The organism is Parabacteroides sp. AF48-14 (genome assembly GCF_003477465.1).
Taxonomy (GTDB): Bacteria; Bacteroidota; Bacteroidia; order Bacteroidales; family Tannerellaceae; genus Parabacteroides; species Parabacteroides acidifaciens.
Map to the genome: position 1 here is coordinate 65,126 of NZ_QUDI01000024.1, position 26,695 is coordinate 91,820.

The window sequence follows — 26,695 nt, forward strand, 5'->3', positions numbered from 1 at the left end:
GAGTATAAATAATATAATAATTTAAGCAATCATGAGCAAGAAAGCCCTTTTAATGATTCTTGACGGCTGGGGTATCGGCGATCAAGGTAAAGACGATGTAATCTTTAACACTCCCACTCCTTATTGGGACAGTTTGCTGGCTAATTATCCTCATTCCCAGTTGCAGGCAAGCGGCGAAAACGTAGGGCTGCCTGACGGACAAATGGGTAACTCTGAAGTAGGACACCTCAATATAGGCGCCGGACGTATCGTTTATCAAGACTTGGTAAAGATCAACCGTGCATGCGCGGACAACAGTATAATGAAGAACCCCGGAATCGTTGCTGCTTTTTCTTACGCTAAGGAACACGGCAAGAACGTGCATTTCATGGGGCTGACTTCCAACGGTGGCGTACACAGCTCTTTCGACCACCTGTTTAAACTTTGCGATATCGCGAAGGAATACGGGATTGACAATACGTTCATCCACTGCTTTATGGATGGCCGTGATACGGACCCGAAGAGCGGTAAAGGCTTTATCGAACAACTGACGGCTCATTGTGCACAGTCTGCCGGCAAGATCGCTTCTATCGTCGGCCGTTTCTATGCAATGGACCGCGACAAACGTTGGGAACGTGTGAAAGAAGCTTACGACCTGTTGATTGAAGGGAAGGGCAAACAAGCTACCGATATGGTTCAGGCTATGCAGGAATCATATGACGAAGGCGTGACCGACGAATTTATCAAACCGATCAACAACGCAACTGTAGACGGCACAATCAAAGAAGGCGACGTTGTCATCTTCTTCAACTACCGTAACGACCGTGCAAAAGAATTGACAGTCGTACTGACCCAGCAGGATATGCCGGAACAGGGTATGCACACGATCCCCGGTTTGCAATATTATTGCATGACTCCGTACGATGCATCGTTCAAAGGCGTTCACATCCTGTTCGACAAGGAAAACGTACAGAACACATTAGGCGAATACTTAGCTAACAGCGGCAGGACTCAGCTCCACATCGCCGAGACAGAGAAATACGCTCACGTGACTTTCTTCTTCAATGGCGGACGCGAAACCCCGTATGAAGCTGAAGAACGCATCTTGGTTCCGAGTCCGAAAGTGGCTACTTACGACCTGAAACCGGAAATGAGCGCTTACGAAGTGAAAGATAAACTGGTGGAAGCTATCGGCACACAGAAGTTCGACTTTATCGTGGTGAACTATGCCAACGGTGATATGGTTGGCCATACCGGTATCTACGGTGCTATCGAAAAGGCTGTCGAAGCTATCGACAACTGCGTGAAAGATACGGTTGAGGCTGCAAAAGCCAACGGTTACGAAGTTATCATCATCGCCGACCACGGTAATGCCGATCATGCCTTGAATGAAGACGGTACTCCTAACACGGCTCACTCCCTGAACCCTGTTCCGTTCGTATATGTAACAGAGAACAAGGAGGCTAAAGTTGAAAACGGAGTTTTGGCAGATGTCGCTCCTTCTATCCTGCACATCTTGGGCATGGCACAGCCGGCTGAAATGACAGGAAAAGATTTGATTAAGTGATACAAATAGATAATACGCTTGTCAGTCTCGACGTCCTTGAATGCCAGTTTCTTTGTGATCTGTCGCATTGTAAAGGTGTTTGCTGTGTGGAAGGCGACTCGGGCGCTCCCTTACAGAAGAAAGAGATTGCCGAGCTGGAAAAGGCTTTACCTGTCATCTGGGACGACCTTGCGCCAGAAGCTCAGGAGATCATCAAAAAACAAGGCGTTGCCTATATTGATGAGGAAGGCGATATTGTAACCTCCATCGTAAACGGTAAGGACTGTGTCTTTACCTGTTACGATGCCGATGGTACGTGTAAATGTGCTGTCGAAAAGGCCTATCGCGAAGGAAAGTTGTCTTTCTATAAGCCCGTTTCCTGCCATCTGTATCCGATCCGGGTGACCGAGTATGACAAATTCAGTGCGGTCAACTATAACCGCTGGAATATCTGCAAGGCCGCTGAGATATTGGGTAAGAAGGAGAAACTCCCCGTCTATAAGTTCCTTAAAGAGCCGTTGATCCGCCGTTTCGGCCAGAAATGGTATGCAGCGCTTGAAGAGGTGGCAACGGAGTGGGAGAAGCAGAAGGAAGAAGAATAGTATAGTGTGTCTGTATTTACCGGACGCAGATGACGCAGAAAACGCAGAGTAACGCAGATAATTTATTTCTAACAAAATAATTCTGCGTTACTCTGCGTTTTCTGCGTCATCTGCGTCCGGTTGTTTTGTTTTTTAAATATCCGTTTTCCGGATCAAGTCAGCCGACTGTCCTTCCTCGTTCAGATAGGTTTCGATATGCCGTTTCTTTTTTTCTTCCAGAATCTCGTCGATAGCGATCAGGATGCCGGTTTCTTCCACTTCTCCGAATTCATGGTTGATAGCCGTACCGAATACGCGCATCTTGGGAGAGAGGCTCATGTAGGCATTCACCAGCGGTGGCACGTTGATACCGAACTTGCGGACCTCCTGGTTCAAGACCTTATAATTGTCCCTGAAATTGTCATATTTGAAAAGTTCCTGCATCTTCTCCAGGTCCGTACCCGTCTCCAAAGGATAAACGGGGGTGATCAGCTTTTCCGGATCGGGAAAGTGCATGTTCAAGAAATAGAGGATCATGTTGCGCGCTTCGGAATTGTAGGTGTTGTACATCGTCACCTTCCCGAAATAATACTGTAAGCTCGGGTCGACAACGGAAAGAGCTCCCAGGCCATCCCAAAGGTTATCCAGTACGAACAGCCCCTTTGCACTGCCGCTGCGTGTGGACTGGTATTCTAATGTCACAAACGAACGGCCTAACTCGACCGTGTATGGCAAGTATTCTTTATTAAACTTTTCAGAGAAATTGAACAGGTGGGAAGTTGCTAAAATCGGTTTGCCCGTCTCGTCGAACTTTACGTCCGACCCGCAAAGGAAGCGGTAACCGCCAAGTATCTGTTCGTCTTCGGGGCTCCATACGATAAGCTGGCGATAGGCATCTTCCATTGTGTCGTATTCATCGATATCGACCGGGCAGCCTGTCCCGCCTCCATAGTAACGGAAAGCGATTTCCCTGAGCCGTCCGATCTCCTGCATCACGTTGGGAGAGTCGTGGGCAGTGACAATGTATATCTCATTGTTGGATTTATTCGTTCTCCTGAGCTTTTTCTCTTTGGTCAGTTCTGCCTTCAGGAGAGCATGGTTTATCGGTTTGATAACGTCTTGCATATAAAATAAGTCTATTATTTCTTTAGATTATAAACGATCCCTTTTACCCATTCGGCCCATTCGGCCGGTTTACGGCTGTTGTCGAAGGTTTGCCAGGGAATCGGCTTTCCGAAATAAATGCGGAATGTTTTGTGTTTACTTCTGAACATCTCGTCCGGCAGATAAACCATTTCATAGTTCATCTTTATGCCCAATGCCTTGCGCAGGTTGGCGAGACGATAGAAGAAGTTTGAGTTGCGTCCTTCGAAAAAGACCGGTATGATGTCCCGTTGACACTCGACTGCTTTCTGGATAAAAGACTTTTTCCATTCGGTGTCTTGTATCTTTCCATTTTGTTTGCGTGAGCACAGGCCGGCCGGGAATGTGATGATCTGGTTGTCCGAAGCATAGGCTTCCTCAATCAGTTGTGCATTCTTTTTACCTTGTGCCCCGTGCTTGTTGACCGGAACAAAAATAGACCTCAAATTAGACAGATACAGCAGCAGGTCATTCACCAGATAACGGATCTTCCCGTCGAAGCGTCCGCCGATAACCGCCGACAGGCAAATACCGTCCAGTCCGCCTAACGGATGGTTCGAAGCGAATATATAACGTCCTTCTGCAGGGATATTCTCTTCATTTACCAATTCCAGGTTCAGGTCGAAATATCCGATCAACTCCTGCATGAACGCCACCCCGTCCTTGTCGTGATACCGGCGGAGAATGTCGTTCAGCTCATCCTGATGAACCGTACGGATCAGATAGTTAACCACAAAGCCAGGAATCTTCCGGGCTGCCGAAGGAGCCTTTTGTTGTAATACTTGCTTGATGTCTATCTGTGTAATACCTTCTTGTGTCATTTCACATAACTCTTACGAAAGGCAAAGATAGAGTTAATAATTAAAAGTCAATACTTTCGGGAAAAATTTTTGAGTGTTGTCTGCAACAAATTGTGTTACAATTCTGTTACTATTAGTTAGTACGGGGCATATAACGTACGCACAAATAGCCGATAAGAGGGTTAATTTGTTGATATAAAACCGAATAAAGCGATAATGGTATCTATTCGGTAAGCTATTTTTAACACTGTACTCCTCTTGTTTTTACCTTTTTTGTGTGAATATTAAATTAAAAGACGCTTTATTTGTCGTGTTAAAAAGAGAGATTTATAGATATGAGGAAGTCTACGATTTGGTTGCTTGCGGTGGTGATGGCTTTTGCTTTCGCCGGTTTGCTCTTTTTACAGGTAAAATACGTAAGCATCATACTCAAAAAAAGTAGCGAACAGTTCAATGAAACTGTCAAAAGAGCGATGCACCAGGTTTCGAAAAACTTGGAACTCGAAGAGACGCTCAAATATCTGGAAGAAGACCTTAGCCGCGACGAAGCCAACAACTATCTTTACCAGAACGGCCAAAGCAACTTGAGCGATGAGATGATCTCCGAGAAAAAATACAGGATGCAGTTTACCCAATCCGACGGCACGGTTGAACATATAGAGTTTCACAGTGATATCCGGACGCGTAAAATCGAACCGCTATCCTCCCTCGGCAGCAATAAATCGCCCAATAGCATCGTTAGTACATCAAAAGACTTGCAGCAAACATTGAAACGCCGTTATCATTACCAGAGCGGTTTGGTGAACGATGTTATATTGAATATCCTGCACACTGCAAATCTGAAGCCGATCGAAGAAAGGATAGATTTTAAAAAGCTGAATAATTACTTAAAATCAGAATTTATTAACAACGGATTGAACCTGCCGTTCCTCTTTTCTGTTATTAACAAAGACGGCAAGATCGTATATCAGAGCGGGGAGATGCCTCTTGTATCAGATGTGATTACACAGGTCTTATTTCCCAACGACCCGCCTTCGAAGCAGAATTTACTGAGGGTGTATTTTCCGACGAAGGGTGATTATATTTCAAGTTCGGTAACATTTATTGTGCCGTCTATCCTCTTCTCGCTGATACTTTTGGTAACATTTATTTTTACCATTTATATCGTATTCCGCCAGAAGAGACTTTCGGAAATGAAGAATGACTTTATCAATAATATGACGCATGAACTGAAGACACCGGTTTCGACCATCTCGCTCGCCGCGCAGATGCTGAAAGACTCGGATATCACGAAAAGTCCCGATGTGTTCAAGCATATCTCGGGTGTGATCAACGACGAGACGAAACGACTGGGTTTCCTGGTGGAAAAGGTTCTGCAGATGTCGCTGTTCGAGCGTCAGAAAGCGGCCCTCAAGCTGAAAGAGGTGGATGCAAACGATTTGCTGGCAAACGTAGCCAACACATTCGCCTTGAAAGTGGAAAAATACGAAGGCTCGATCGATATCGACCTGCAGGCAGAAGATTCGAACATCTACGTGGACGAAATGCATATTACGAACGTACTGTTCAACTTGCTGGATAACGCAGTCAAGTATCGTCGCCTCGAAGTGCCGTTGACGCTTATGTGCCGCACCTGGAACGAGAACGGCAAATTATTGATATCGATAGAAGACAACGGTATCGGAATCAAGAAAGAATACCTTAAGAAAGTATTCGACCGCTTCTTCCGCGTGCCGACTGGAAACGTACACGACGTGAAAGGGTTCGGTCTCGGACTCGCTTACGTCCGTAAAATAGTGGAGGACCACAAAGGTACGATACGTGCCGAGAGTGGAGCCGGAAATGTAGGAACAAAATTTATTATTACTTTACCTCTTATAAAAAGTTAGTTATGGAAGAAAAGCTGAAAATCTTCTTTTGCGAAGACGACGAGAACCTGGGTATGCTATTAAGAGAATACTTACAGGCAAAAGGTTATGTAACTGACCTCTTCTCCGATGGAGAAGCCGGTTACAAAGGTTTCACCAAAGGTAAATATGACCTTTGCGTACTTGACGTGATGATGCCGAAAAAAGACGGTTTCACACTGGCACAGGAAATCCGCTCTATCAACCCTGATATCCCCGTAATCTTCCTTACAGCCAAGACTATGAAGGAAGATATCCTGGAAGGATTCAAAATCGGTGCAGATGATTATCTGACAAAACCTTTCAGCATGGAAGAGCTGTTGCTTCGTATCGAAGCTATCCTTCGCCGTGTGAAAGGTAAGAAGATGAAAGATATTCCTTTCTACAAGTTAGGTAACTTCTTGTTCGATACCCAGAAACAAACTTTGGCTATCGGTGATAAGGTTACGAAGCTGACAACTAAGGAATGCGAACTGTTGAGTCTCCTTTGTGCTCATGCAAATGAAATCCTGGAACGTAATTATGCCCTGAAGACAATCTGGGTAGATGATAACTACTTCAATGCCCGTAGCATGGACGTGTATATCACGAAACTTCGTAAACTGTTGAAAGATGATCCGGGAATCGAAATCATCAACATCCACGGTAAAGGTTACAAGCTGATCACTCCTTCCGGAGAAGAAGCTGCCCGCGAAGAAGGCATCCAGGTTCTTTAATCAGGCAACGATTAAAAAGAATCCGTAGAAAAATCAATAAGCCCCGGCTGCATCGTTTGCGACCGGGGCTTTATTTATTTAATAGTATGAAAATCGTTGTAATTCCAGCATCACTTCGTCAGCGATATATTCGTCGCTGAAAGTATAGAGCTCTTCTTGGGGATCGTGCATACGGTCGCATACATGGGAGTTGTAAAACACATCTAAGGCGCGTAGGGGAGATACCTCCAAGCGCTTTGCCAGGATCAATGCGATCCGGCCGATTTTATTCCACATTAAAAGGGGTGACAGCATCGTTATTTCTCTTTTACTTGTTCAACGTTAATGAAATGAAGATGATTATCTATCATTTCCTGATTCAAAAGGCAAATCTGATTGTTCGGTTGGTGTTGTGCTAATTGTCCTAATGCCATTTCGAGAGTCATATTTCCTATCATATAGGCCTCTACTGTGTCGATTACCCGATCGTTAGCTACGCCTCCTTCCACCAAGTCGTAATTAGCCCATGTTCTTTCTCCTTTGCGGTTTGCAACGATAAAGTCCAACCACTCTTTGTTGTAATCGTTAAACTTCAACATACGATATTTTACCCGGATGGTTTCTATATCCAGTTGATAAATATTTAACAACGGAGGCTCGTTATATCGCCCCCCTGTCCGTAAGGCCCATCTCTCGGCTTGCTCCCGGATATCTGTTACATAAAATCCCCTTCCAAAGTCCAGATTAGGCGTCCTGCCTTTGCCAACGGGCGATTAACCGTCAACATCGAACCATGATAGACCGTCAACATATTCCTTCTCCTTTCTCTTCTTTTATTCCTGCTTTCTTTTCCCAGAGCGACAAGGTTTCCAGAACGTCTTCGGTAACGTATTCGCGACTCTGTGTGTGAAGCGTGTCGTAGAACTTCCAGATATAATTATCTATCAGACCTATGCGCTTCATCCGGCCATACATTTCCCTTGCAGGACATCCCACCGCATTTGCAGCGGACTCTACGCAGGAGGCTACAAATATCGTTCTCAACTCTTCTTCCGTTTTAGGTGTAAATATCATAGCTTGGATACTTTTGTTACAAAGGTAATTATAATAAAGGAACTTGCAATATGGGTGAATCTATCTTTCTTTTTTGACCGAACACCAATTAGGTTGTCCTTTATCTGGTATTCAAGCTGCTGGGCCAATATGCTGATGTGGAGATACAAGGCTGCTGTGGGCGTACTGATGCCTCATTGGAGACTTTCTGACTTTGTGTTTTCTTAACTTTTGGTGGATGAGGAAAATACCCTTCTTCATAAAAAAGGATATTTTGGCATGTTTTGATAGTTAGGGCGGAAGGGATGTTTTGGATAGATATATGGTTGATATCCTTTAGTTTATTATTGATATAGGCACATATGTGTATTGCTTGAAAAGAGGGGATTTTCGTCCTTATTTTAGGCTGTTTTTATGATTGTAAATTGTTGATTGTTATTTAGATAGGTGGACTTTTTGGAATGACTAATGAAAACGTACGTTTAGATTCGTCATTTTTATAATACAAAAATACATATACTTTTTAAACCTGCAATCCTTTTCCCGAAGATTTTTCCCTTTTCTATATCCTTTCTTATCAATTAGATAGCTTAACCTGTACGAAAGTACTTCTTTTCCACACGAACCCTCCAAGAAGTACCGAAAAAATGACTAAAATAAACGTACGTTTTCTCTCGTCATTTTACCGGAGTTAAGTTAAAAGTCCTGTAGTACAAGGGTTATCAGATAGAACGAAATACATATTAGTTACATTATTATTAATTAAACATTTTAGAATTATGAACAAAAAGTTTTCTACTCTTTTGGCCGTCTTAGGATTGGCTACAAGCTCGTTCACAATGGCGCAATCAGACATTGTGAAAGGAGACTATTATCATTTGGAGACACAGAGTGTTGGAACAGGTTCGGCTTCTGCATTGAACTTGGTTTTGACAGAAGAAACAACTGATGGTAAAGCGGCTCTTGTTGCTATGACTACAGCTTCTACTCTTGCTACTTCCGACTCTGCTTTATGGAAAGTGGATTATACATTAGATGTGACTTCCGGTGAGTATTCTTATGTATTTAAGAATAAGGCTACAGGCGCTCAACTTTCATTTGCTGCAGGAAGTAATGCCCTTACTGATGCGACACTTGTTATCAATACTGATGATTATGATGACAATACAGTAACAGGTGTAAAAGATAATGCAACGTTAAGTGGTTCTTTGAACTTTAATTGGGGTAGCCCATTAACCGCAGGTGTTCCTACTACTGCTGCCGTATTAACTTCTTATATTCCGGCAAAAGACTCTACTTTGTCTTTGGCTGTTAAGTTCGATGGTGGTACAGCAACAGTTGCTAATACTAAATATCCGATTATTCAGGTAATGACAGAAGGAAATGCTAAACCGACTGCAGGTGCAACTACAGAAAAGAATGCTATCCTTGCAGTAAAACCAGTTCGTGCTACAGCAAAAAAACTGACAGGTACAGAGCTTAACAACATGCTGGGTACAGGCAGAGGTTTCCAATTGTTTTTCTCTTATAAGAATAAGTTGACTACTGCTAATAATGCTTTGGCTGGGGTTATCTTCGAAGCTGTAAACGATGAAGATGGTGTAGCTGCAACAACTGGTTCTGATGTATTGCTGAAAGCAAAAACATTAACTCCGAAAAAGAGCGGAACGAATGTAACAAAAAGCCTTTATGCTTATGTTGACACTATCTGCTATGATGCAGCTAATCCGACTGCTGATGGAACTAAGTTAACTTTCAAAGTTGATACTTTACCTACTACAGATGGTAGTGTAGGTACTTCTAATGGATTGTTGACGAAGGCTGCCTATACATTCAACTTCTATTCAGATCCTTCTTCTGCAAACGATTCTGTGGCTGTGTTTGTTACAGCTTCTTATGATGTTGCAGGTGCAACTCCTCCGAGAACTTGGGCAAACAAGACTGCTTCTGTTGGTGCATTCCCATTGCAGATCGCTCCTCTTGCCGGAATTTCTACAGATAAATTGGTTTTGACAACAGGCGCTGACCAAGTTGCAGCAACTGCTCTTCCTGAAGAAACCCGTATCTCCTTCACCGGTGGTGCCGCTCCTGCTCCTCTATTCGACGCAACGAAGGTTTACTCTGTAAAGAATGTAAATGAAGAAGCAGGTGATGAGCATGCCGGTAAATATATGGTAGTGGCTCCGATTTCTGCTATTGCTTATGGCGAAGCTTATTCAAGTAAGGTATTTGCTCACCTGCCTTCTACGCAGTTCGTGTTTGACGGCGCTAAGATGATCAATCGTGAATTGAATACAGTTTCAACAGATGCTCTTTATTCAGTAGAAGGTAAGGACGATGTTTATACCAACCTGACAGATACATTCGAAATCAAAGCAATGGAAGATGTAAACCTGAAGGACTCAACAATGGGTTGGTCTTATATCACTGCTGATTCTTTGACTAACTATGCATTCTCTTTGGATTATGTATCAGGTATTTTGGAAGGTCGTAGCATCAATATGAAGGCAGACTCTGCTGTAGTTGCTACAACAGAAGAAGGCAAGCTGTTTAAGTTGGAAGCTGTAGGCTTTGGTAAAGTTACCGATGCAGCCGAAGTTGATGGCGTTAAGACTCTTTACAATCAGGCTTATAAGATTTATACTAAAGACAAGAAGTTTGTTGTAGTTAAAAACGGTTCTACCGGTAAATTGGCTCTGACTTCTGTTACAAGTGCAGCTGGTGCCGCAGCAGCAGATGCTTTCTTCTTGAAAGAAACAGAAAACAAGGGTGAATATATCCTGGTCAATGGTGCTTCTAAGTACAATGTAAACTCTACTACAGAAGCTCTGGAAGCAGTGGGCTTGAACCTGAACAACAACGCATTTGCCGTACAGGTAGAAAAAGCTCCTGAATATGTACTGGATGCTAAGGGTCACTACAACATCGAAAACCTGCGTGGCGACATGTTGGCAGCTGATGCTCAGGGCTTCGGTATGTTCCGCAAGGAAGGCGAACTGAAAGCTGATTATGTAGCAACAGACTTTGCTCTGTATGTAGACACAGCTAAGATCCATGCAACACAGCCTTCTTACTTCATCCTGTCGGGTGCTAAGGCTGGCGAAGGTTCTGAATTGGAAGGTAACTTCTTGCGTGTAATGACTGACTCTGTTACTGCTAATGTTGAAGGTTACAAGGCAGCTAACGGTATGACTCGTCTGGCATTCGTCCCTGCAAAACGTGAAGCTACAAGCGACTCTCTGCTGGTTAACTATCAGAAAGAAACATTTGAAAAGGGTGATAGCGTAGGCTATAAAGGCAAACAGGCTGGTATCGAACAGTTCCAGTTCAAGATTCAGTACACTGAAACAGATGGTCAATATATTATAGAAAATGCAGCTGGTTATCTGGCTACATACAATGATGTATTGTGCTTATCTCCGAAGAGTGACGGTATTGAAAAGTCTCAGTTGATCAAACTGACTACTACTTCTGCTCCTACAGCCAACGAAGGTGTTGAAGTATCTGAAGTGAAAGTGATTGCCGGTAACGGTAATGTTCAGATCATCGGTGCTGCCGGCAAGAAAGTTGTTATCACTAACATCTTAGGCCAGACAGTTGCTAACACAGTAATCTCTTCTGACAACGCAACCATCGCTGCTCCTGCCGGTGTAGTCGTAGTTGCTATCGAAGGCGAAGAAGCTGTAAAAGCAATCGTAAAATAAGAATGAATTTATAATTAAATAATTCGACCGCGCGGGTTTGTAGAGACGGACGGCTGTCCGTCTCGATCAACGCCAATTACCCTGCGACAGGCGAACAAGCGGTCAGATTTAATATTAATAATACTAAAGTATATTGAATTTAAAAAGTTCAATGTGGCCAGTAGCCCTGTGAAGAGTGAAAGCCCACAAAAGACAAGCCCCGAAAGATGGTAACACTTCCGGGGCTTTGTCGTTTTATAGTGTTTCGTGGGGATGTGTCAAAAGCAAGTTTTAACGCTTTAGCGTGTCATTGCGGGCTTGCCCCGTAACCTCATACTAAATGATTTACAGTGATTAGAATGAGATGTCGGGTCAAGCCCGCCAGGACGCAGACGCTATAAATAGGACTTTTGACACATCCCCATTCTTACAACTGTATCTGTATAAGTAAGCGTGAAGGTCCTGCCTCGTCAAGATCGCCTGCGAAATGGTATTGCAGTCCTTCATGGGGTTATAGTGCCGTAAAGGAATGAATAACCCGGCAGATAGAATGAACGACGCGGAATGTGTGCTCCTTCCATACCTACCCGCTATTCATGTTACAGCCGTGAAACAAAAGAAATCCAACTGTAACATAGAAAGAAGACAGTTGTGACATAAAAGGAATACAGCCGTAACATGCAATAGAGGACCGGGGTTATCCGTTATTGATTCACTATTTGCCAAAAGTGAGCTGTAAATAATTTATCTGTGAGTTTTAGACAAAAGAACAAACTTAGACGAATCCTTGAATTTGTAATGGGCCTGTTGGGCTTTTTGTTGAACCTGAAAGGAAGATTAGCGGATGGATATCTTGCGGACAGTATCGCCGATACGGACGATGTAGTACCCTTTGGCAATATCTACGGCGTATTCGCCGGAGGGTTGCTTCATCGGAATCTCTTTCACACGGATGCCTACCACGCTGTAGATCTCGAGCTTGCTGCCTGCCGGCGCATTCTCTACCACGATCTTGTTGTCGTAGGCGCTTATCTCTATGGAGTCCGGGTCTTTATCCTTCTCTTTGGCGGCTGTAGTAGTGGTGGTCGTAGACACAGTTGTATTCGCCTGCTGTGCCATCACCTCAAGCGGACAACCGGCCCATACAGCCAGCAATAGAATGATTGAAAATAGTACTTTCATATTCCAAACCCTAATTTCGTACAAATGTAGGAATATTTTTTGGATAATAATGAAGCATCTGGAATATTAATGATTAAATAGCTTTTTCAGCCGTTTTGTATTTTGCCGACAGTCCCAGACGGCGGCAATCCGTATGGTGTTTCTTTTTACATAATAGATGATTTTATAATGCTTGTTGGATATTAATGAACGATATTCTTTGGCTTCATCCGTTAGCAGAAGCTCTTTAGGAGCCATAAATGGAAATTGAAGAAGCCGATCTGCATCATCAATCAAGCTGTTATAGATCTTGGTCGCGAGCATTTCGCTATGATTGGAATAAAAATCGTAAATATTGTCAAGGTCTTTTTTGGCAGATTTACTCCATTTGATGGTCATTTGCATAGTGGGTGTCTTTTTCTTAATTCGTCACTTGTATAATACCTTCCCATCCTAAAGTCTTCTTCCGCCTCTTCCAGATGCTTTTTAAGTTCTTCGATCGTATATTGGCAAGGCGGTTGCTCGCGACGAACCATGCGATGTAGATATTTTTCCACCCGGTTTACATCCTCTTCTGAGTCGAGCATACTGATTGCTTTTTGCAGTTTGCTCTTTTTAAGTTCTAATTCCATAGCTGTCATGATTATATCCTCTCTTTCTTTTTTATGTATTGATATCTCCACAAAGATACAATAATCCCGGAACACTCCCCCTTCCCTCCTTATTTTTTAATTCATAATTCATCTCACACCGGTATCACCATCCCCTCATTCCCCAGGATCGTGCCGGGGAAGACAGCTTCGGCTTCGCGGTGGAGGTCGGTGAGGTCGTCGTAGCGGGCGGAGTAGTGGCCGATGACGAGGCGTTTCACCTGGGCATCGCGGGCTATCTCGGCTGCTTGGCGGGCGGTGGAGTGGAAGGTTTCTTTGGCGCGTGCCAGGTCGCACTCGGCAAAGGTCGCTTCGTGATAAAGCAGGTCGACACCTCGATGATAGGGATGATGGAACGGTTGTAGGCTGTATCCGAGCAGAACGCATACCGCTTAGGCGCTGCTGCCGGACGTGTCAGGCGGGCGTTGGGGATGACTTCGCCTTCGGGAGTGACGTAATCCTGTCCCTGCTTGATGTCTTTCATGCAGCGGACGGGAACTTGGTAGAAATCCGTCATCTCGCGGATGATATGCGCCTCCTTCGGCTTTTCGGCAAAGAGGTAACCGCAGGTGGGGATACGGTGTTTCAGGGGAATAGACCAGACCGACAATGAGCGGTCTTCCATCACTAACGAATGGCTGCGGGTGTCTACGGTGTTGAAACGGACGTCGAACTCCATGCCCCGGCAGAACAAATCCATCACCGGACGGAGGTAGGTCTCCACCTCCTTCGGACCGTGTACGACCAGTTCGCCGGTACGTCCTAACATGCCGAGCGTAGAGATCAGTCCGGGCAAGCCGAAGCAATGGTCGCCATGCAGATGGGAGATGAAAATATGGGCGAGACGGCCGAAGCGGACACGCATATTGCGCATCTGTACCTGTGTACCCTCCCCACAATCAATCATATATAATTTATCTCGTAAATCAACTACCTGAGAAGTTGCCAGATGCCGCGTGGTAGGTAACGCTGAGCCGCATCCCAATATATTTATGCTAAAATCTGCCATGAGGTTTCATCGGAATATTTCATTGCAAAGATAATACAAAAGCATTGGCGTTCTGTGAAAAATAACAAAAAATGCGGGAAGATTGTTCCGAGGATGGCAGGTATTCTATATATTTGTTTGCTGTCCTCGAATGGAAGCTATTTAGAGTCAGTAGAAAAGACTTAAGATATTTTCATCTAAGCCTTAACTAACTTTTTCTTTTTGTTTAAAACGGTTAAATGTAGAAACGGCCAAGCGTGAGCTTCGCCGTTTCCTTTGTTTTACAAGGGGGTGTTAATAAGTATGCCCCTTATCACTCTCCATTTCCTTCTCATTAATTTTCCGCAGGTCGAGTGCACGCCAGGCATAGAATATATACGCCAGGACGAACGGAACGAGGATAGAAACGTAACTCATGACCTTCAACGTGAACGGGCTGGAACAGCTATTCTCGATCGTCAGCGAACTTTGCAGGTCGGCAATGGACGGATAATAAGCCGTATTGTTCCAACCGGCGCAAAGCAGCAAGGCTAACACGGTCAGTACCGTACCTGTCCCGCAATACCAGATTCCCTTTTTCCATGTCCCCGGCAAAATCGTACGGATAATGCCATAGAGAACACCTACGACACCGACCAGCAGTATCACCGTTACGGCAGGCATCTCAATCAGGTTGGTGAAGTATTTATACGGTTGCATGAACACCTCTTTTGTCTCCGGATTGACTGCAAAACCATCCGCAAAAAGCAGGTGTACGAGGAAGGTGAGGAAGAATACGAGGAACAGTGCCGTCTCTATCACCAGATGTTTGCGGCATCTTACCGTAATCTCCGCATCGTCTATATTATTAATAAAGTAAAGCAACGCCTGGATACGTGCCAGGAAGAACACGGCCAATCCAAGGCATACGTTCCAGAACACAAAGGCCGCTTCAAGCCCGTGCCAGGGGTTCGCCCAAGTGGAAATCACCGGCATGGCGACATCGGTCAGTTGTCCTTTATTGACGATAAACTCCGCTCCGTTGAAGAACGTCCCGACAGCTGTCCCGAGCAGGATCGGGCCCAGAATGCCGTTGAGCAACAGGAATACCTGGTAGGTCTTTTTACCTAACAGGTTTCCCTTTTTCGACTGGTATTCGTACGACACGGCCTGCAGGACGAAACAAGCGAGAATCAGCATCCATACCCAGTAGGCGCCACCGAAGCTGGTCGAATAGAATAAAGGGAAAGAGGCGAAGAACGCACCTCCGAAAGTGACCAGTGTCGTGAAGGTAAACTCCCATTTACGCCCGGTCGAGTTCAATAACATCTTTTGCTGCAATTCCGTCTTGCCGATGGTGAAAAGCAAAGACTGTCCGCCCTGTACGAAAAGCAGGAAAACCAATAGTGCTCCTAACAGGGAAACGAGGAACCACCAGTAATGCTGTAATAATATATATGTACTATCCATAGCGCTCTTTTAATTTTTAATTCATAATTCTTATTTTACTGAAGGTCCTTTCTTAATCGCTTTCACCATTATGCCGATCTCAGCAATCAGCAGGACGGTGAAGAGAAGGAGGAAGAGGAAGAAAGTAGTCTGTACCGACGAGGTGGCCAGTTTGGAGACGGATGCACTGGTCGGCAGAATGTCCTGGATGGCCCAGGGTTGGCGTCCCACTTCGGCTACGATCCAGCCGGCTTGCCCGGCTATGTAGGCCAGAGGAATGGTCCACAGGCTTGCCCATTGCAGCCAGCGGGCATCGGCAAACTTGTCTTTCTTGCTCCATATCAGGGCAATGATAAATAAGAGAATGAAATATCCGCCCAGGATCACCATGACGCGGAATGAATAGAATGTGAGTCCTACGTGCGGAACCAGGTCGGCCGGATCTTTGATATATCCATATCCGAAGTAGGCGAAATTATCGTCCAGCAGCGTACGGGCTTGCTTCGCGGCAACCTGGTCTTTGTCTTTCACGGCCTTGCGATAGTCGGCAAGTGCCTGGATGGCAATCTGTCCTTTTTCGATCTTTTCGGCGGCAGAGAGGGCTGTCGTTCCTTTGTTTGTCGTATAGCCGCCTTCGATCAGGTTGACGATACCCGGTACGTAGGCGTCCGCTTTGCGCTCGGCAAGAAAGGATAGGAGTTTAGGAAGCTTTAGATCGAAGATGAACGGATTTTCGTTGTCCTTATAGCTTGTCTTGTCGGGGTTCAGCATGCCGATGGCAACCAGTCCCATGCCGTTGCCGCCTTCGTAGAGCCCTTCCATTGCAGCAAGCTTCATCGGTTGTTTCTGCGCTACCTGGTAGGCCGAGCCGTCGCCTGTCCATATAATAAGGATAGAGGCTACGAGGCCGAAGATGGCACCGACTTTGATGCTTTCGAGTGAGAATTGTTTATCCCGATTCTTCAACAGATACCAACTGCTGATACCGATTACGAATACGGCTCCCACAACCCAGCCGGAGAGTACGGTGTGGAAGAATTTATTGATGGCGACGGGTGATAAGGCAACCGCCCAGAAGTCGAACATCTCGTTGCGAACGGTATCCGGGTTAAACTGCATGCCTGCCGGATGCTGCATCCAGGCATTGGCAATCAGAATCCAGAGTGCGGAAAGGGTTGCTCCTATGATCGTCAGCCATGTAGAAGCCAGGTGGAAACGTTTGCTGACCTTGTCCCAGCCGAAAAACATAACGGCTATGAACGTTGCTTCCATAAAGAAAGCCAGGATTCCTTCTATGGCTAACGGGGCGCCGAAGATGTCCCCGACGAACCAACTGTAATTAGACCAGTTGGTCCCGAACTCGAATTCGAGGATAAGCCCGGTGGCCACACCGATGGCGAAGTTAATACCGAACAGCTTCATCCAGAACTGCGCTGTCTTTTTCCAAAATTCGTTACCTGTCTTGTAGTAGATGGTCTCCATGATGGCCTGTATAACGCCGAGCCCCAGAGTCAGGGGGACGAAAAGCCAGTGATACATGGCGGTGAGAGCGAATTGCGCCCTCGACCAGTCAATCAATGAAGTGTCAATGCTTGCGATCATGATTATTATAATTTAAGGAGTAATTGCCCTGTTGATCAATTCACCTGAAACGTGCTCTTCCTTTGCGGAATCTCCTTCAAACTTCCCTAAATAATTAGGAAAGAAAAACAGTTTTAAGATAAAAAACATGATGAAGAGCTTGACCAATATGATTAGCCACAACGTTTTACCCAGTTTCATTTCGCGGAATCCTTCCAGGTAAAAATGATAAATTCGTATGTGTATTGGTTCTTTTTCCATGTTGGTATCGTATCTTAATAACAGAAAATCAAGTGAATTAGTTTTCTCTATCTACAAATATAGGCAATGCGTTAATTCGGTTTCCCCTAAAAGCATAGATATTATTTATGAAAAAATAGATATTGTCTATAATCACTGTTAAAAAAAACTATTTTGATAAAGAAAGCCCGAAGGAAGACTTGCCGTTATTTTCGCATTGGCTATATTTGCGTCAGTTTGTGTTTTTATATGACGAGAAATCACATCGAATATTATAATTAAGTGCTAATCTATAAAAAATTATTACTATGTCGAACATTTCAAGAAGATCTTTTCTTCAAAGAGGAGCCGTTGCTGCCGCAGCGTTCTCTATCGTGCCAGGTTCCGTTCTTGGTAAATCTCATGGATATGTAGCTCCGACTGACAAGTTGAATATTGCTGCTATCGGTGTTGGTGGTATGGGTAATGCCAACCTTAAGAACATGGAAAAAACAGAAAATATCGTAGCTCTTTGCGATATTGACTGGAGATATGCAAAACCGGCTTTCGATCGCCATCCGAATGCAAAGAAGTATTGGGACTATCGTAAGATGTATGACGAAATGGGTGATTCCATTGACGCTGTATTGGTGGCTACTGCCGACCATACACACGCCATCATCACTGCCGATGCATTGACAATGGGTAAACACGCTTACACTCAGAAACCGTTGACCCACTCGGTTTACGAATCCCGTTTGCTGACAAAGTTGGCTAAGAAGTACAACGTAGCTACTCAGATGGGTAACCAGGGTTCTTCTTCCGAAGGTACGGATTTGGTTTGCGAATGGATCTGGAACGGTGAAATCGGTGAAGTAACGAAAGTGGAATGTGCCACTAACCGTCCTATCTGGCCGCAGGGCTTGAACGCTCCTGAAAAGGCAGATAAGATTCCTTCTACCCTAAACTGGGATTTGTTTACAGGCCCCGGACAAGTTCGTCCTTACAATAAAATATATCATCCCTGGAACTGGCGCGGATGGTGGGAATATGGTACAGGTGCTTTGGGTGATATGGCTTGCCATATCATGCAGCCGGTATTTACTTCCCTGAATTTAGGTTATCCTATCAAAGTACAGGGTTCTTCTACTCTGTTGCTGGCTGACTGCGCTCCTAACGCACAGCACGTAAAAATGGTATTCCCGGCTCGTGACAATATGCCGAAGGTGGGTCTGCCGGAAGTTGAAGTGCATTGGTATGATGGCGGTATGATGCCGGATCGTCCGGAAGGATTCCCTGAAGGTATGGAACTGATGGGCCCGGGTGGTGGCTTGTGTATCTTCCACGGTACAAAAGACACGTTGATCTGTGGCTGCTATGGACAGAAACCTTGGTTGTTGTCAGGTCGTGTACCTAATGCTCCGAAAGTTTGTCGTCGCGTAGAAAACGCTATGGGTGGCGGTCACGAACAAGACTGGATCCGCGCTTGTAAAGAAAGCCCGAGCAGCCGTGTAATGACTAAGTCTGATTTCTCTATGTCAGGCCCGATGAACGAAATGGTGGTTATGGGTGTATTGGCAATCCGTTTGCAGACACTGAACAAAGAGCTGCTGTGGGATGGTCCTAACATGAAGTTCACCAATATCAAGGACGACGAAGTAATTAAGATCATTAAGAAAGACGACTTCAAGATCGTCGACGGTGACCCGAAATTTAACAAGATCTGGACTGATCCGGTTCCTGCTAAACAATTCGCTGAAGAATTGATCAAGCATAACTATCGTGAAGGCTGGAACTTGCCTGCTATGCCGTGATAATTGTTTTAAACAGATAAAATAGAATGAAAAAGTCAGTATTATTAGCAAGTGCCGCAGTGATGATGTGTTATTTCACATCTTGTGGCGGTAAAAAAACAGAAGAAGCTGCCGCTCCAGCAGAAGAGGCAACAACAGAAGCAGCCGTTCCTGAATACAGAATCATGGACGAACTGCCGACAGTTGACCTGTCTACTTTCCCGAAAGACAAAGATGGAAAAATTTCTCTCTTTGACGGAAAGACATTCAATGGTTGGAGAGGTTATGACCGCGCAGATGTTCCTGATGCTTGGGAAGTTGTAGACGGAACAATCCATATCAAAGGTTCCGGTGCCGGTGAAGCTGGTGCTAAAGATGGTGGCGATCTGATTTTTGCTCACAAGTTCAAAAACTATGAATTTGAATTTGAATGGAAAGTGGGTAAAGGTTCTAACTCTGGTGTTTTGTATATGATCCAAGAAGTAGAAGGTCAGAAATCTTACATCTCTGCTCCTGAATATCAGGTACTCGACAATGAAAACCATCCGGATGCCAAGTTAGGTAAGGACGGTAACCGTCAGTCTGCTTCATTGTATGACATGATCCCGGCTAAGCCACAGAACTCTAAACCGTTCGGTCAGTGGAACAAAGGTAAGATCATGTGCTACAAAGGTACAGTTGTTCACTATCAGAACGACGAACCGGTTGTTGAATACCACTTGTGGACACAGCAGTGGAAAGAAATGCTGGATAAGAGCAAGTTTAGCAAAGACAAATGGCCGTTGGCATACGAACTGTTGCTGAACTGCGGTGGTGAAAACAAAGAAGGTTTCATCGGTCTGCAGGATCATGGCGATGACGTTTGGTATCGTAACATCACAATTAAAGAACTCGACTAATCAGCCGTTTCTTTGATCAAATAGAAAATCCCCGGTATCCAAACAGATACCGGGGATTTTTTTGTCCAACCTTTTTTAATTGGCACATTGGCACATTGGCACATTGGCATATTTATTATTTCGCCATCACCTTGATATTGCTGTAGCTGTTGCCCTCGAAATTGATACGGCCATTCTTGCCGTTGTTGACATCGAGGACGTAGTTGTTTTTGTTCTTCTGTTCGCTGCGGCTGTCGAAGTCGCTTGAAGAATTTTCTTCTACGCGGCGGGATTGTACATTGAAACCGCCTTTGATGCTGCAATTACCATATTTCATATTATTGGCGACAACGCGGAAAGAAGCGTTTACGTCGGTATAAATATTCAGGTTTCCGTAGCGGGCATCTACATCTATCTTTTCGAAGTTGGAAGCAAGGTCTTTGATGGTCAGCGTGCTGTAGCTTAGCTCATCAACCGTGATGCTTTGCTTCAATTCTTCCATCCTGCATTCGCCGTATTTCAGTTCCAGATAGCCGCTGTTAAGCCTTCCCATTATAATCTTGCCGTATTTGGCCTCAATGTTCATCTTCTGGACATTTCCGAGGTTGAGGTTGGAATATTTGCTGTCGACATTCAACTGGGAGGCGTTTTGGAGGTTCGCTTTGCCGCAATAGGCAGATCTAACGTCGCATTGTCGACGTTTGCGATATCCAGGTTGCCATACTGCACTTCTATATTCAGCGGGCCTGTGAAGTTACCACCGTTGATGTTGCCGTATTTGGCATGGAGGTCGCATTTCCCCTTGTTGTTCTCCGGCATATAGATGTTACCGTATTTCTGCGTCAGATCGCATGTCAGTTCTGCCGGCATGTTGATATAGTAGTTGATGGTGAACGATTCGTTGGAGTTATTATTCCCGTTCTGCGATCTCAGCGTCGTAACAGCCGAAACCGTGTTTCCCATCTTTTCCATCCGGATGCTGATGCGGTCGAGGGCTGCCTGCGCCCTGTCCTCATTACGCGCCTTGGCTTCGATTGCGACGCGGATGGAGACTTCGTTTTTGTTCCAGTGCGTGATGGTGATGTTGCCGAAGCGGTTGTCCACTTGCAGAAGGTCGTTTTTGCCGACATTGAAACTCTTGTTATATTCTTTCTTCTTGATGCTTTCCTGTTTGCTTGCCCAACCGGGAAGCGCACAGAACAAGATGAGAAGCATAAGGAGGCAAGGACGGATGACCGCCTGTTTGCCGATGGCTGATTGTTGGTGAATTGCTTTCATTTTGATTGTTTATTTCTGATTTACTTTTTTATTCGTTTCCATTTTCTCCATCTGTTCCAGCATGATGTTGAGGCTTTCCAAGCTCGTGCTGTAATGCTGGTTCATGGCGTACAGGCCGTCGTTGGAGCAAGGCAGCGTGGGGAGAACCGTCTCTTCGAACATATAATTGTCCGTCAGGACCCGTTTCGTCTCTTTCAGCAGCTCTTCCGAGCCGGGGATGCGCTGTTGTTTGTACATCGCCTGCATCTGCGAGATGATTTCGTTCATCTGCATATTGTAGTAGAGCCGGAGTTCCTCGATTTCCTCCTTCATCTGGCATTTGTGCGGCTGCGAAGCTACCGGCTTCTGCTGCGGAAGCGGTGTGCCGCCCGGCATTTTGAAGAGGAACAGCAAAGCGATGCAGGCTGCTGCCGCAAAAGCACAAAGGCTGTATAGTGTGGCCCGGCTTTTGCGCGGCGCAGCGAGCTTCTGTTCGAAGCGTTCGAAGTGGCCCTCTGGTAACAGGTCATCCTCAAAAGCTTTCCGGTTCGTGTCTATGAAATTCTTTAATTTATCCATTTTCTTAATTTGCTGCTATAATGTCCAACAATTTGCGCTTTGCCCTGAGATACTGGCTGCGTACGCTTGGCGGCTGGATCTTCAGGATGGAGGCTATTTCTTCCATGTCATATCCCTCAAAGAGGTAGAGCGAGAGGATTACGCGGTAGCCGGCAGGCAGTTTCTTACAGGCCTCCTTGACCTGGGCGACCGAGTATTGGAGCTCCTCTTCATCCGGCCCGTCGTCATCGGGTTCGGCATAATTGTCGGAGAGTTCCACCCAGTCGGGTGTCTGTCGTCTTACGTAATCAATGGCTGTATGGACGGCTATCCGGTGCATCCATGCTTCGAAACATTGCCCGTCATGATATTGGTCCAGACGGGTGAAGATCTTCAGGAAAGCATCCTGCATGGCTTCTTCCGCCTCTGGCGCGTTCCCTACAATACGCAGGCAGGCGACGTATAATCGCTGTGCGAATTGCTTGTACAGGGTGAGCTGCGCTGTCCGGTTTCCTTTCCGGCACCCCTCGATCAGATGTGCATTTGTTTCTTCCATTTTCATATATATAAACGAGAGACAGGCGACAACCGTTGCATACCGATAGCTCAAAAATAAGAAAAAAAAAGAAAGGCATCATCCCGACGCCTCTCTCCCTGAACTAAATGATAAAAATAAAAGTTATGTGGGAAGGTTATTCCTTTGATTTGTAATCCAATTCGATTGTTCTATAATCGTTTATTGCGAAGGATTTATATTTTATCTTTAACTTAACAGTCTTCCCTTCCGTGCTCGGCAACTTATCCAGCTTGAACGAAACCAAGCCCGGGAGCGGCTGATACGTATAGCCTCCATTATCAGCACGATGACGGAATTCCAGTTCGTACGGGTCGGCGCTGTTTGTTTGTACAAGGTTGAGGAAATGTTTCTCTCCTTTATTGACCAGAAAATCGAACGTTACGTATCCGTCTTCAATCCAAGCACCTTCTTTGGCCCAAAGGCTGGCGCCGTTCAATGCGAGCATATCGGTTCCGTAGTGAGAGTCATTCTCCGCACCTAAATCGGGGGCGATTTCTTTTGTCAGGAGCGTATCCATCCGTATCACCTCGACAGCTTTGTCATAATCCGAAACGACCTTGTCTGATTCTTTAAGAATAACGTATGCACGTATTTCTTTTAAGTTTTGTGGCACATACGAGTTGGTCGGGAACAACGTAATGCTGTCGTTCAACTGCATGTAGTAGGTATTGTCAGTTAATGGCTTAACCGTTACAATGGCCTGTGCTTTGTCTTTCCAAAACTCGCTGTAACTGTCATCATCATCCAGACAGGAATAAAAAGTGGTTGAACCTAACAGGATTCCAAACAGAAGCATAAATGTCTTCAACGTCTTCATAGCATGTATCATCTAAATTATTATTATTTTTTGTTTCTATAGAGGAAGATGCCGGATGATCGTGAAATGCTGCAAAGATGGTTTATAAAAGATGTTAATGCTTCAGTGATTGATAGATAAGTGTTGCTGTCCGCCGGGATGCGCCGGGTTTGCCGAGCAGCCGGATAATCTCGTCGTAGCCTTCGAGCATATGGTCGCGATAGGTGCTGTCGTTTAGAATGCGTCCCAGCTCTTCGTCTATCTGCCGGCGCGAGAAGCGGGCTCCGAAAAGTTCCTGCACCACTTCGCGGCCCGCAATCAGGTTGACCAGCGAGATGTATTTCGTGTGGAAGAAATTCCGGAAAATGAAACTTGCCAGACGGCCGGCCGGAACATAATAGCAGACGGCTTGCGGAACACGGAAGAGGGCGGTTTCGAGCGTTGCCGTTCCGGAGGTGACCAGTGCCGCGTCGCTATGCTGCAAAAGGGGATAGGTCTTGCCAAAAACGATGCGGACGTTTGCCTCGCCTATATATTGCTTGTAAAACTCCGGTTCCAGGCCGGGAGCGCCGGCTATTACCGGCTGGTGTGTGGGATAGGCGGCTGCACTTCCAGCATGGTCGGGAGGTTTTCCTTAATTTCCTGGCGGCGGCTACCGGCAAGCAATGCCAATATGGGGCGTTCGTCGAGCTGTTCGTCCACACGGAACGTGTCGGGTTGCGCTGCCTGCTCTTCCTTATAATAGGCCACAGAGTCGACAGACGGGTTGCCGACGTAATCCACCGGATAATCGAGTTTGCGGAAGAATTCCACTTCAAAGGGCAGGATGCAGAACATCCGGTCCACATAGCGGCGGAAATCCTTGATGCGGTATTGCTTCCAGGCCCATATTTTAGGTGAGATATAATAATAGACGGGCAGTCCCAATTGCGTCTTTACGAACTTCGCAATCTTCAGGTTGAAGCCCGGGTAGTCGATCAGGATCACCACATCCGGCTTGTAATTCCGGATTTCCTCCTGGCAGGCTTTCATATTGCGGAGGATCGTACGCAGATTGAGCAGTACGGGGATAAAGCCCATGAAAGCCATCTCCCTGTAATGTTTCACCAACGTGCCTCCGACAGCTTGCATCAGGTCGCCTCCTAAGAAGCGGAAATCAGCTTCCGCATCCTGCTCCTTCAATGCCGCCATCAGATTCGATGCATGCAAATCTCCGGAAGCTTCTCCAGCGATCAAAAAATATTTCATATGTTTTTTAGCTTATCTAAAAAATCATAGTCCGTCACGTCAATCTTGCAAGGGACAAGCGAAGCGTAGCCGCTATCCAATGCCTGCGTGTCGTTGTCGGGGTGGATCGGTTTCGCGTTTTCGAATGATCCGGTGAGCCAGAATACCGGTTCGCCCGATGCGTTTTCCGAACGTTTGAATTCCTTCACCCAACGGCCGTCGGCCTGGCGGCAGACTTTCAGACCTTTCACATTCGGAGTGTTGGGGACGTTCAGGTTCAAATAAGTACCGTGCGGCAGGCCCTCTTTTATGACCCGTCGTGCCAGCATGCGTCCCAGGCGGCAACATTCCGTAAAGTCGGCATCCGGATGGTGATCCAGGAGCGATACGCCCATAGACGGAATGTCGAATACGCATCCTTCCGCCGCTGCGCCCATCGTACCCGAATAGTGCACGCAGATCGCATGGTTGCCGCCATGATTGATACCCGAGGCAAGCAGGTCGGGCTTCCGGTCCAGCACTTCGTTGATCGCCAGCTTTACGCAGTCCACCGGAGTCCCCGTGCAGCTGTAAACCGTCAGCCCTTTTTCTTGCTTGATCAATGTATATTTGATCGGTATGAGCGAAGTAATCGCGCTTGCCATTCCCGAACGGGGGCCGTCCGGAGCAAACACTACGATGTCTCCCAAATCCCGGAGACATTCGGTCAACTCTTTTATCCCTTTAGCTTCAACACCATCATCATTTGTTATCAGAATAAGCGGTCTATCGTTCATCATGTCTTTTTTTATTGCATACAAATATACTTACTAAAAAGCTATTTGCAAAAATAAGCATTGCCTTTCCTTGTAATCATACCAAATATGATCATATAAGGCAAAATGGGATATACGATATCGTTTTTCTATACTGGACGAAAAACGGTTTTATGTAAACATTGATGTTCAAAGTTCGTAGCCATGTCCTGAACTAAAAGCGGTTTTTCCCTACCATATATATTAATATAAAATATATACAGTTCCTTTTTTCTTCTTTTTACGATAATGAGATCCGGGAAAGAAAACAATTGTCCGTAATCACAAAAACAATTACTTTTGAATGCGAAGACAATTGCTTTTAACCACACAGACAGTTGCTTTCTCTTCAAAAATAATGAGCCAATGAGTGAATGTGCCAATATGCCAATGTGCCAATATGCCAATGAAAAGAAAAAGTGAGCCTTTGTAAACCTGATGAATTACAATAACCCCCATTTTGACCGTTTTTCTATTTCGCCTGAAATCTTGATCCATTTTGGATTGACTCTTTTCAGCGTTTTGCCTTCCCGGCTGACAATAGGCGGAATGAGGTGCCGAGCCCGTCTCGAAATGTGTGCAGTTTGATTGCCGGACGGCGGAAATGTCGTCAAAGTGATAAACCTTAACTCCCGGAGAATCGAATATTTCGAGACAGAGACGGACAGCGTCTCAAATATTCAAAAGAAGTTTCGGGAGCTTGTCACCACGACGACCGTCTTCATCGCTCTCGCGACCGTCTTCATTGGAATGATGACCGTCTTCATAGGGTATGGCGACCGTCTTCAGGGCGATAAAGTTCCGGGAAAATGAAATAAAGGTTGACTTCCCGGCAAAAAACTTCCGGAAAAGAGGAAAAAGCCCCTTTTTGGCGGCTGAAAAGTGGATTAACATTTATTTGATTTCGGACCTCTTCCGAAGGTAAAAAAAGCGTTTTATACAATAAGCCTCCCCTCTCTGAAAATCGGAAATAGCTTCCATGCCCATCCGTTCGAAATTCCATGCCCATGCAATTAGATTTCCATGGGCATGGAATTTGCGGCTGGAGATTGAGACTTAAAATAATTAAATGGGGATGCTGATAATTAACAAAAAAAGACGAGTTGATTCGCTTTTCTCGAAAAACGCCTGAAAAGAGCCTTTACGCCAAAGAAATCCCAAAAATATAAAATATTGATAAACAGTGAGATATCTGGAAAAACGGGCAGCGAAGGAATCCTCGAATTTTTACATGAAAACCGGGTGAAAAGAGGATATAAATAATTGATGTATAGTAGATTATGTGGGATGTAGAGAATGACTAACGAAAACGTACGTTTAGATTCGTCATATTTCAGGTACAAAAATAGGCATAAGTTTTAAACCTGCAACTATATCCTCAAAGAAATTTCTTATTTCTAT

At 45.3% G+C, this 26,695-nt stretch carries 24 protein-coding genes and 3 pseudogenes; 7 read left to right on the forward strand and 20 right to left on the reverse strand.

Annotation, left to right across the window (positions count from 1 at the left end; translation table 11 throughout):
- Nucleotides 1–31: 31 nt before the first annotated feature.
- Together gpmI and DW083_RS12595 are read left to right on the forward strand one after the other, a co-directional pair.
- Nucleotides 32–1,546, forward strand: coding sequence for a 2,3-bisphosphoglycerate-independent phosphoglycerate mutase (gene gpmI / locus DW083_RS12590; protein ID WP_122332593.1), 1,515 nt, complete (start codon nucleotides 32–34; stop codon nucleotides 1,544–1,546).
- A complete protein-coding gene (locus tag DW083_RS12595) occupies nucleotides 1,543–2,127 on the forward strand; it encodes a DUF3109 family protein (RefSeq protein WP_122332594.1) in 585 nt (194 codons plus the stop codon). The genes gpmI and DW083_RS12595 overlap by 4 nt, the downstream gene beginning before the upstream one ends.
- 132 nt (nucleotides 2,128–2,259) lie before the next feature.
- On the opposite strand, the gene DW083_RS12600 is transcribed toward DW083_RS12595, so the two are convergent.
- Both DW083_RS12600 and DW083_RS12605 read right to left on the reverse strand, forming a co-directional pair.
- Nucleotides 2,260–3,231: a GNAT family N-acetyltransferase gene (locus tag DW083_RS12600; protein WP_122332595.1), complete on the reverse strand. Its 972-nt coding sequence runs from the start codon at nucleotides 3,229–3,231 to the stop codon at nucleotides 2,260–2,262.
- Nucleotides 3,232–3,245: 14 nt separating this feature from the next.
- Nucleotides 3,246–4,070 carry a 1-acyl-sn-glycerol-3-phosphate acyltransferase gene (locus DW083_RS12605; protein ID WP_122332596.1) on the reverse strand — a complete coding sequence of 275 codons (825 nt, stop codon included), beginning with the start codon at nucleotides 4,068–4,070 and terminating at the stop codon, nucleotides 3,246–3,248.
- 314 nt (nucleotides 4,071–4,384) lie between these two features.
- Here DW083_RS12605 and DW083_RS12610 point away from each other — a divergent pair, with 314 nt between their 5' ends.
- Nucleotides 4,385–5,938 carry a HAMP domain-containing sensor histidine kinase gene (locus tag DW083_RS12610; protein ID WP_115500765.1) on the forward strand — a complete coding sequence of 518 codons (1,554 nt, stop codon included), beginning with the start codon at nucleotides 4,385–4,387 and terminating at the stop codon, nucleotides 5,936–5,938.
- 2 nt (nucleotides 5,939–5,940) lie between these two features.
- The gene (locus tag DW083_RS12615; protein ID WP_005634267.1) at nucleotides 5,941–6,672 is read left to right on the forward strand and encodes a response regulator transcription factor; all 732 of its coding nucleotides are present in this window, start codon (nucleotides 5,941–5,943) and stop codon (nucleotides 6,670–6,672) included.
- 78 nt (nucleotides 6,673–6,750) lie between these two features.
- Here DW083_RS12615 and DW083_RS12620 read toward each other — a convergent pair whose 3' ends face one another.
- The 3 genes and pseudogenes from DW083_RS12620 to DW083_RS12630 form a co-directional block, all read right to left on the reverse strand.
- Nucleotides 6,751–6,966 (reverse strand): DUF3791 domain-containing protein, encoded by a 216-nt coding sequence (locus DW083_RS12620; RefSeq protein ID WP_122332597.1) that lies wholly within the window; start codon nucleotides 6,964–6,966, stop codon nucleotides 6,751–6,753.
- Between the two features lie 2 nt (nucleotides 6,967–6,968).
- Nucleotides 6,969–7,462, reverse strand: a pseudogene (locus tag DW083_RS12625) (DUF3990 domain-containing protein).
- Nucleotides 7,456–7,725: a DUF3791 domain-containing protein gene (locus tag DW083_RS12630; RefSeq protein ID WP_122332598.1), complete on the reverse strand. Its 270-nt coding sequence runs from the start codon at nucleotides 7,723–7,725 to the stop codon at nucleotides 7,456–7,458. The pseudogene DW083_RS12625 and the gene DW083_RS12630 overlap by 7 nt, the downstream one beginning before the upstream one ends.
- 758 nt (nucleotides 7,726–8,483) lie before the next feature.
- Here DW083_RS12630 and DW083_RS23505 point away from each other — a divergent pair.
- Nucleotides 8,484–11,408, forward strand: coding sequence for a DUF6383 domain-containing protein (locus DW083_RS23505; protein ID WP_122332599.1), 2,925 nt, complete (start codon nucleotides 8,484–8,486; stop codon nucleotides 11,406–11,408).
- Between the two features lie 816 nt (nucleotides 11,409–12,224).
- Here the strand turns inward: DW083_RS23505 and DW083_RS12640 are convergent.
- The 7 genes and pseudogenes from DW083_RS12640 to DW083_RS12670 form a co-directional block, all read right to left on the reverse strand.
- Nucleotides 12,225–12,569 (reverse strand): T9SS type A sorting domain-containing protein, encoded by a 345-nt coding sequence (locus DW083_RS12640; protein WP_115500768.1) that lies wholly within the window; start codon nucleotides 12,567–12,569, stop codon nucleotides 12,225–12,227.
- Nucleotides 12,570–12,635: 66 nt separating this feature from the next.
- Entirely contained in the window at nucleotides 12,636–12,953 is a 318-nt protein-coding gene (locus DW083_RS12645; RefSeq protein ID WP_233552189.1) for a type II toxin-antitoxin system RelE/ParE family toxin, read from the reverse strand.
- Nucleotides 12,944–13,180: a hypothetical protein gene (locus DW083_RS12650; RefSeq protein ID WP_233547729.1), complete on the reverse strand. Its 237-nt coding sequence runs from the start codon at nucleotides 13,178–13,180 to the stop codon at nucleotides 12,944–12,946. Before DW083_RS12650 ends, DW083_RS12645 begins: the two co-directional genes overlap by 10 nt.
- Before the next feature lie 113 nt (nucleotides 13,181–13,293).
- Nucleotides 13,294–14,207, reverse strand: a pseudogene (locus tag DW083_RS12655) (ribonuclease Z).
- A 273-nt stretch (nucleotides 14,208–14,480) separates the two neighbouring features.
- Nucleotides 14,481–15,635 carry a cytochrome d ubiquinol oxidase subunit II gene (locus DW083_RS12660; RefSeq protein WP_115500771.1) on the reverse strand — a complete coding sequence of 385 codons (1,155 nt, stop codon included), beginning with the start codon at nucleotides 15,633–15,635 and terminating at the stop codon, nucleotides 14,481–14,483.
- 30 nt (nucleotides 15,636–15,665) lie between these two features.
- Complete coding sequence (locus DW083_RS12665; protein WP_122332600.1) at nucleotides 15,666–17,216, reverse strand: cytochrome ubiquinol oxidase subunit I; 1,551 nt, start codon at nucleotides 17,214–17,216, stop codon at nucleotides 15,666–15,668.
- 12 nt (nucleotides 17,217–17,228) lie between these two features.
- Entirely contained in the window at nucleotides 17,229–17,456 is a 228-nt protein-coding gene (locus DW083_RS12670; RefSeq protein WP_115500773.1) for a DUF4492 domain-containing protein, read from the reverse strand.
- Nucleotides 17,457–17,743: 287 nt separating this feature from the next.
- Between DW083_RS12670 and DW083_RS12675 the strand changes: the two genes are divergently transcribed.
- Together DW083_RS12675 and DW083_RS12680 are read left to right on the forward strand one after the other, a co-directional pair.
- Nucleotides 17,744–19,228 (forward strand): Gfo/Idh/MocA family protein, encoded by a 1,485-nt coding sequence (locus tag DW083_RS12675; RefSeq protein ID WP_122332601.1) that lies wholly within the window; start codon nucleotides 17,744–17,746, stop codon nucleotides 19,226–19,228.
- A 26-nt stretch (nucleotides 19,229–19,254) separates the two neighbouring features.
- Complete coding sequence (locus DW083_RS12680; protein ID WP_122332602.1) at nucleotides 19,255–20,106, forward strand: DUF1080 domain-containing protein; 852 nt, start codon at nucleotides 19,255–19,257, stop codon at nucleotides 20,104–20,106.
- 115 nt (nucleotides 20,107–20,221) lie between these two features.
- Here the strand turns inward: DW083_RS12680 and DW083_RS22890 are convergent, their stop codons facing one another.
- The 8 genes and pseudogenes from DW083_RS22890 to DW083_RS12720 all read right to left on the reverse strand — a co-directional run bounded on the left by DW083_RS22890 (nucleotide 20,222) and on the right by DW083_RS12720 (nucleotide 26,188).
- Nucleotides 20,222–20,722 carry a hypothetical protein gene (locus DW083_RS22890; RefSeq protein WP_233552190.1) on the reverse strand — a complete coding sequence of 167 codons (501 nt, stop codon included), beginning with the start codon at nucleotides 20,720–20,722 and terminating at the stop codon, nucleotides 20,222–20,224.
- On the reverse strand, nucleotides 20,719–21,363 hold the full coding sequence (locus DW083_RS22895) for a hypothetical protein (RefSeq protein WP_233552191.1): 645 nt from the start codon (nucleotides 21,361–21,363) through the stop codon (nucleotides 20,719–20,721). The genes DW083_RS22890 and DW083_RS22895 overlap by 4 nt, the downstream gene beginning before the upstream one ends.
- A 9-nt stretch (nucleotides 21,364–21,372) precedes the next feature.
- Nucleotides 21,373–21,921 (reverse strand): hypothetical protein, encoded by a 549-nt coding sequence (locus DW083_RS12690; protein WP_122332603.1) that lies wholly within the window; start codon nucleotides 21,919–21,921, stop codon nucleotides 21,373–21,375.
- A 4-nt stretch (nucleotides 21,922–21,925) separates the two neighbouring features.
- Complete coding sequence (locus DW083_RS12695) at nucleotides 21,926–22,462, reverse strand: RNA polymerase sigma factor (RefSeq protein ID WP_233552192.1); 537 nt, start codon at nucleotides 22,460–22,462, stop codon at nucleotides 21,926–21,928.
- 130 nt (nucleotides 22,463–22,592) lie between these two features.
- On the reverse strand, nucleotides 22,593–23,306 hold the full coding sequence (locus DW083_RS12700) for a NigD-like protein (RefSeq protein WP_233552193.1): 714 nt from the start codon (nucleotides 23,304–23,306) through the stop codon (nucleotides 22,593–22,595).
- An 82-nt stretch (nucleotides 23,307–23,388) separates the two neighbouring features.
- Nucleotides 23,389–24,521: pseudogene (lpxB, locus tag DW083_RS12705) on the reverse strand (lipid-A-disaccharide synthase).
- Nucleotides 24,518–25,279 carry a 5'/3'-nucleotidase SurE gene (gene surE / locus DW083_RS12710; protein WP_199659176.1) on the reverse strand — a complete coding sequence of 254 codons (762 nt, stop codon included), beginning with the start codon at nucleotides 25,277–25,279 and terminating at the stop codon, nucleotides 24,518–24,520. The pseudogene lpxB and the gene surE overlap by 4 nt, the downstream one beginning before the upstream one ends.
- A 687-nt stretch (nucleotides 25,280–25,966) precedes the next feature.
- Nucleotides 25,967–26,188 (reverse strand): hypothetical protein, encoded by a 222-nt coding sequence (locus DW083_RS12720; protein WP_122332605.1) that lies wholly within the window; start codon nucleotides 26,186–26,188, stop codon nucleotides 25,967–25,969.
- Nucleotides 26,189–26,695: the final 507 nt, after the last annotated feature.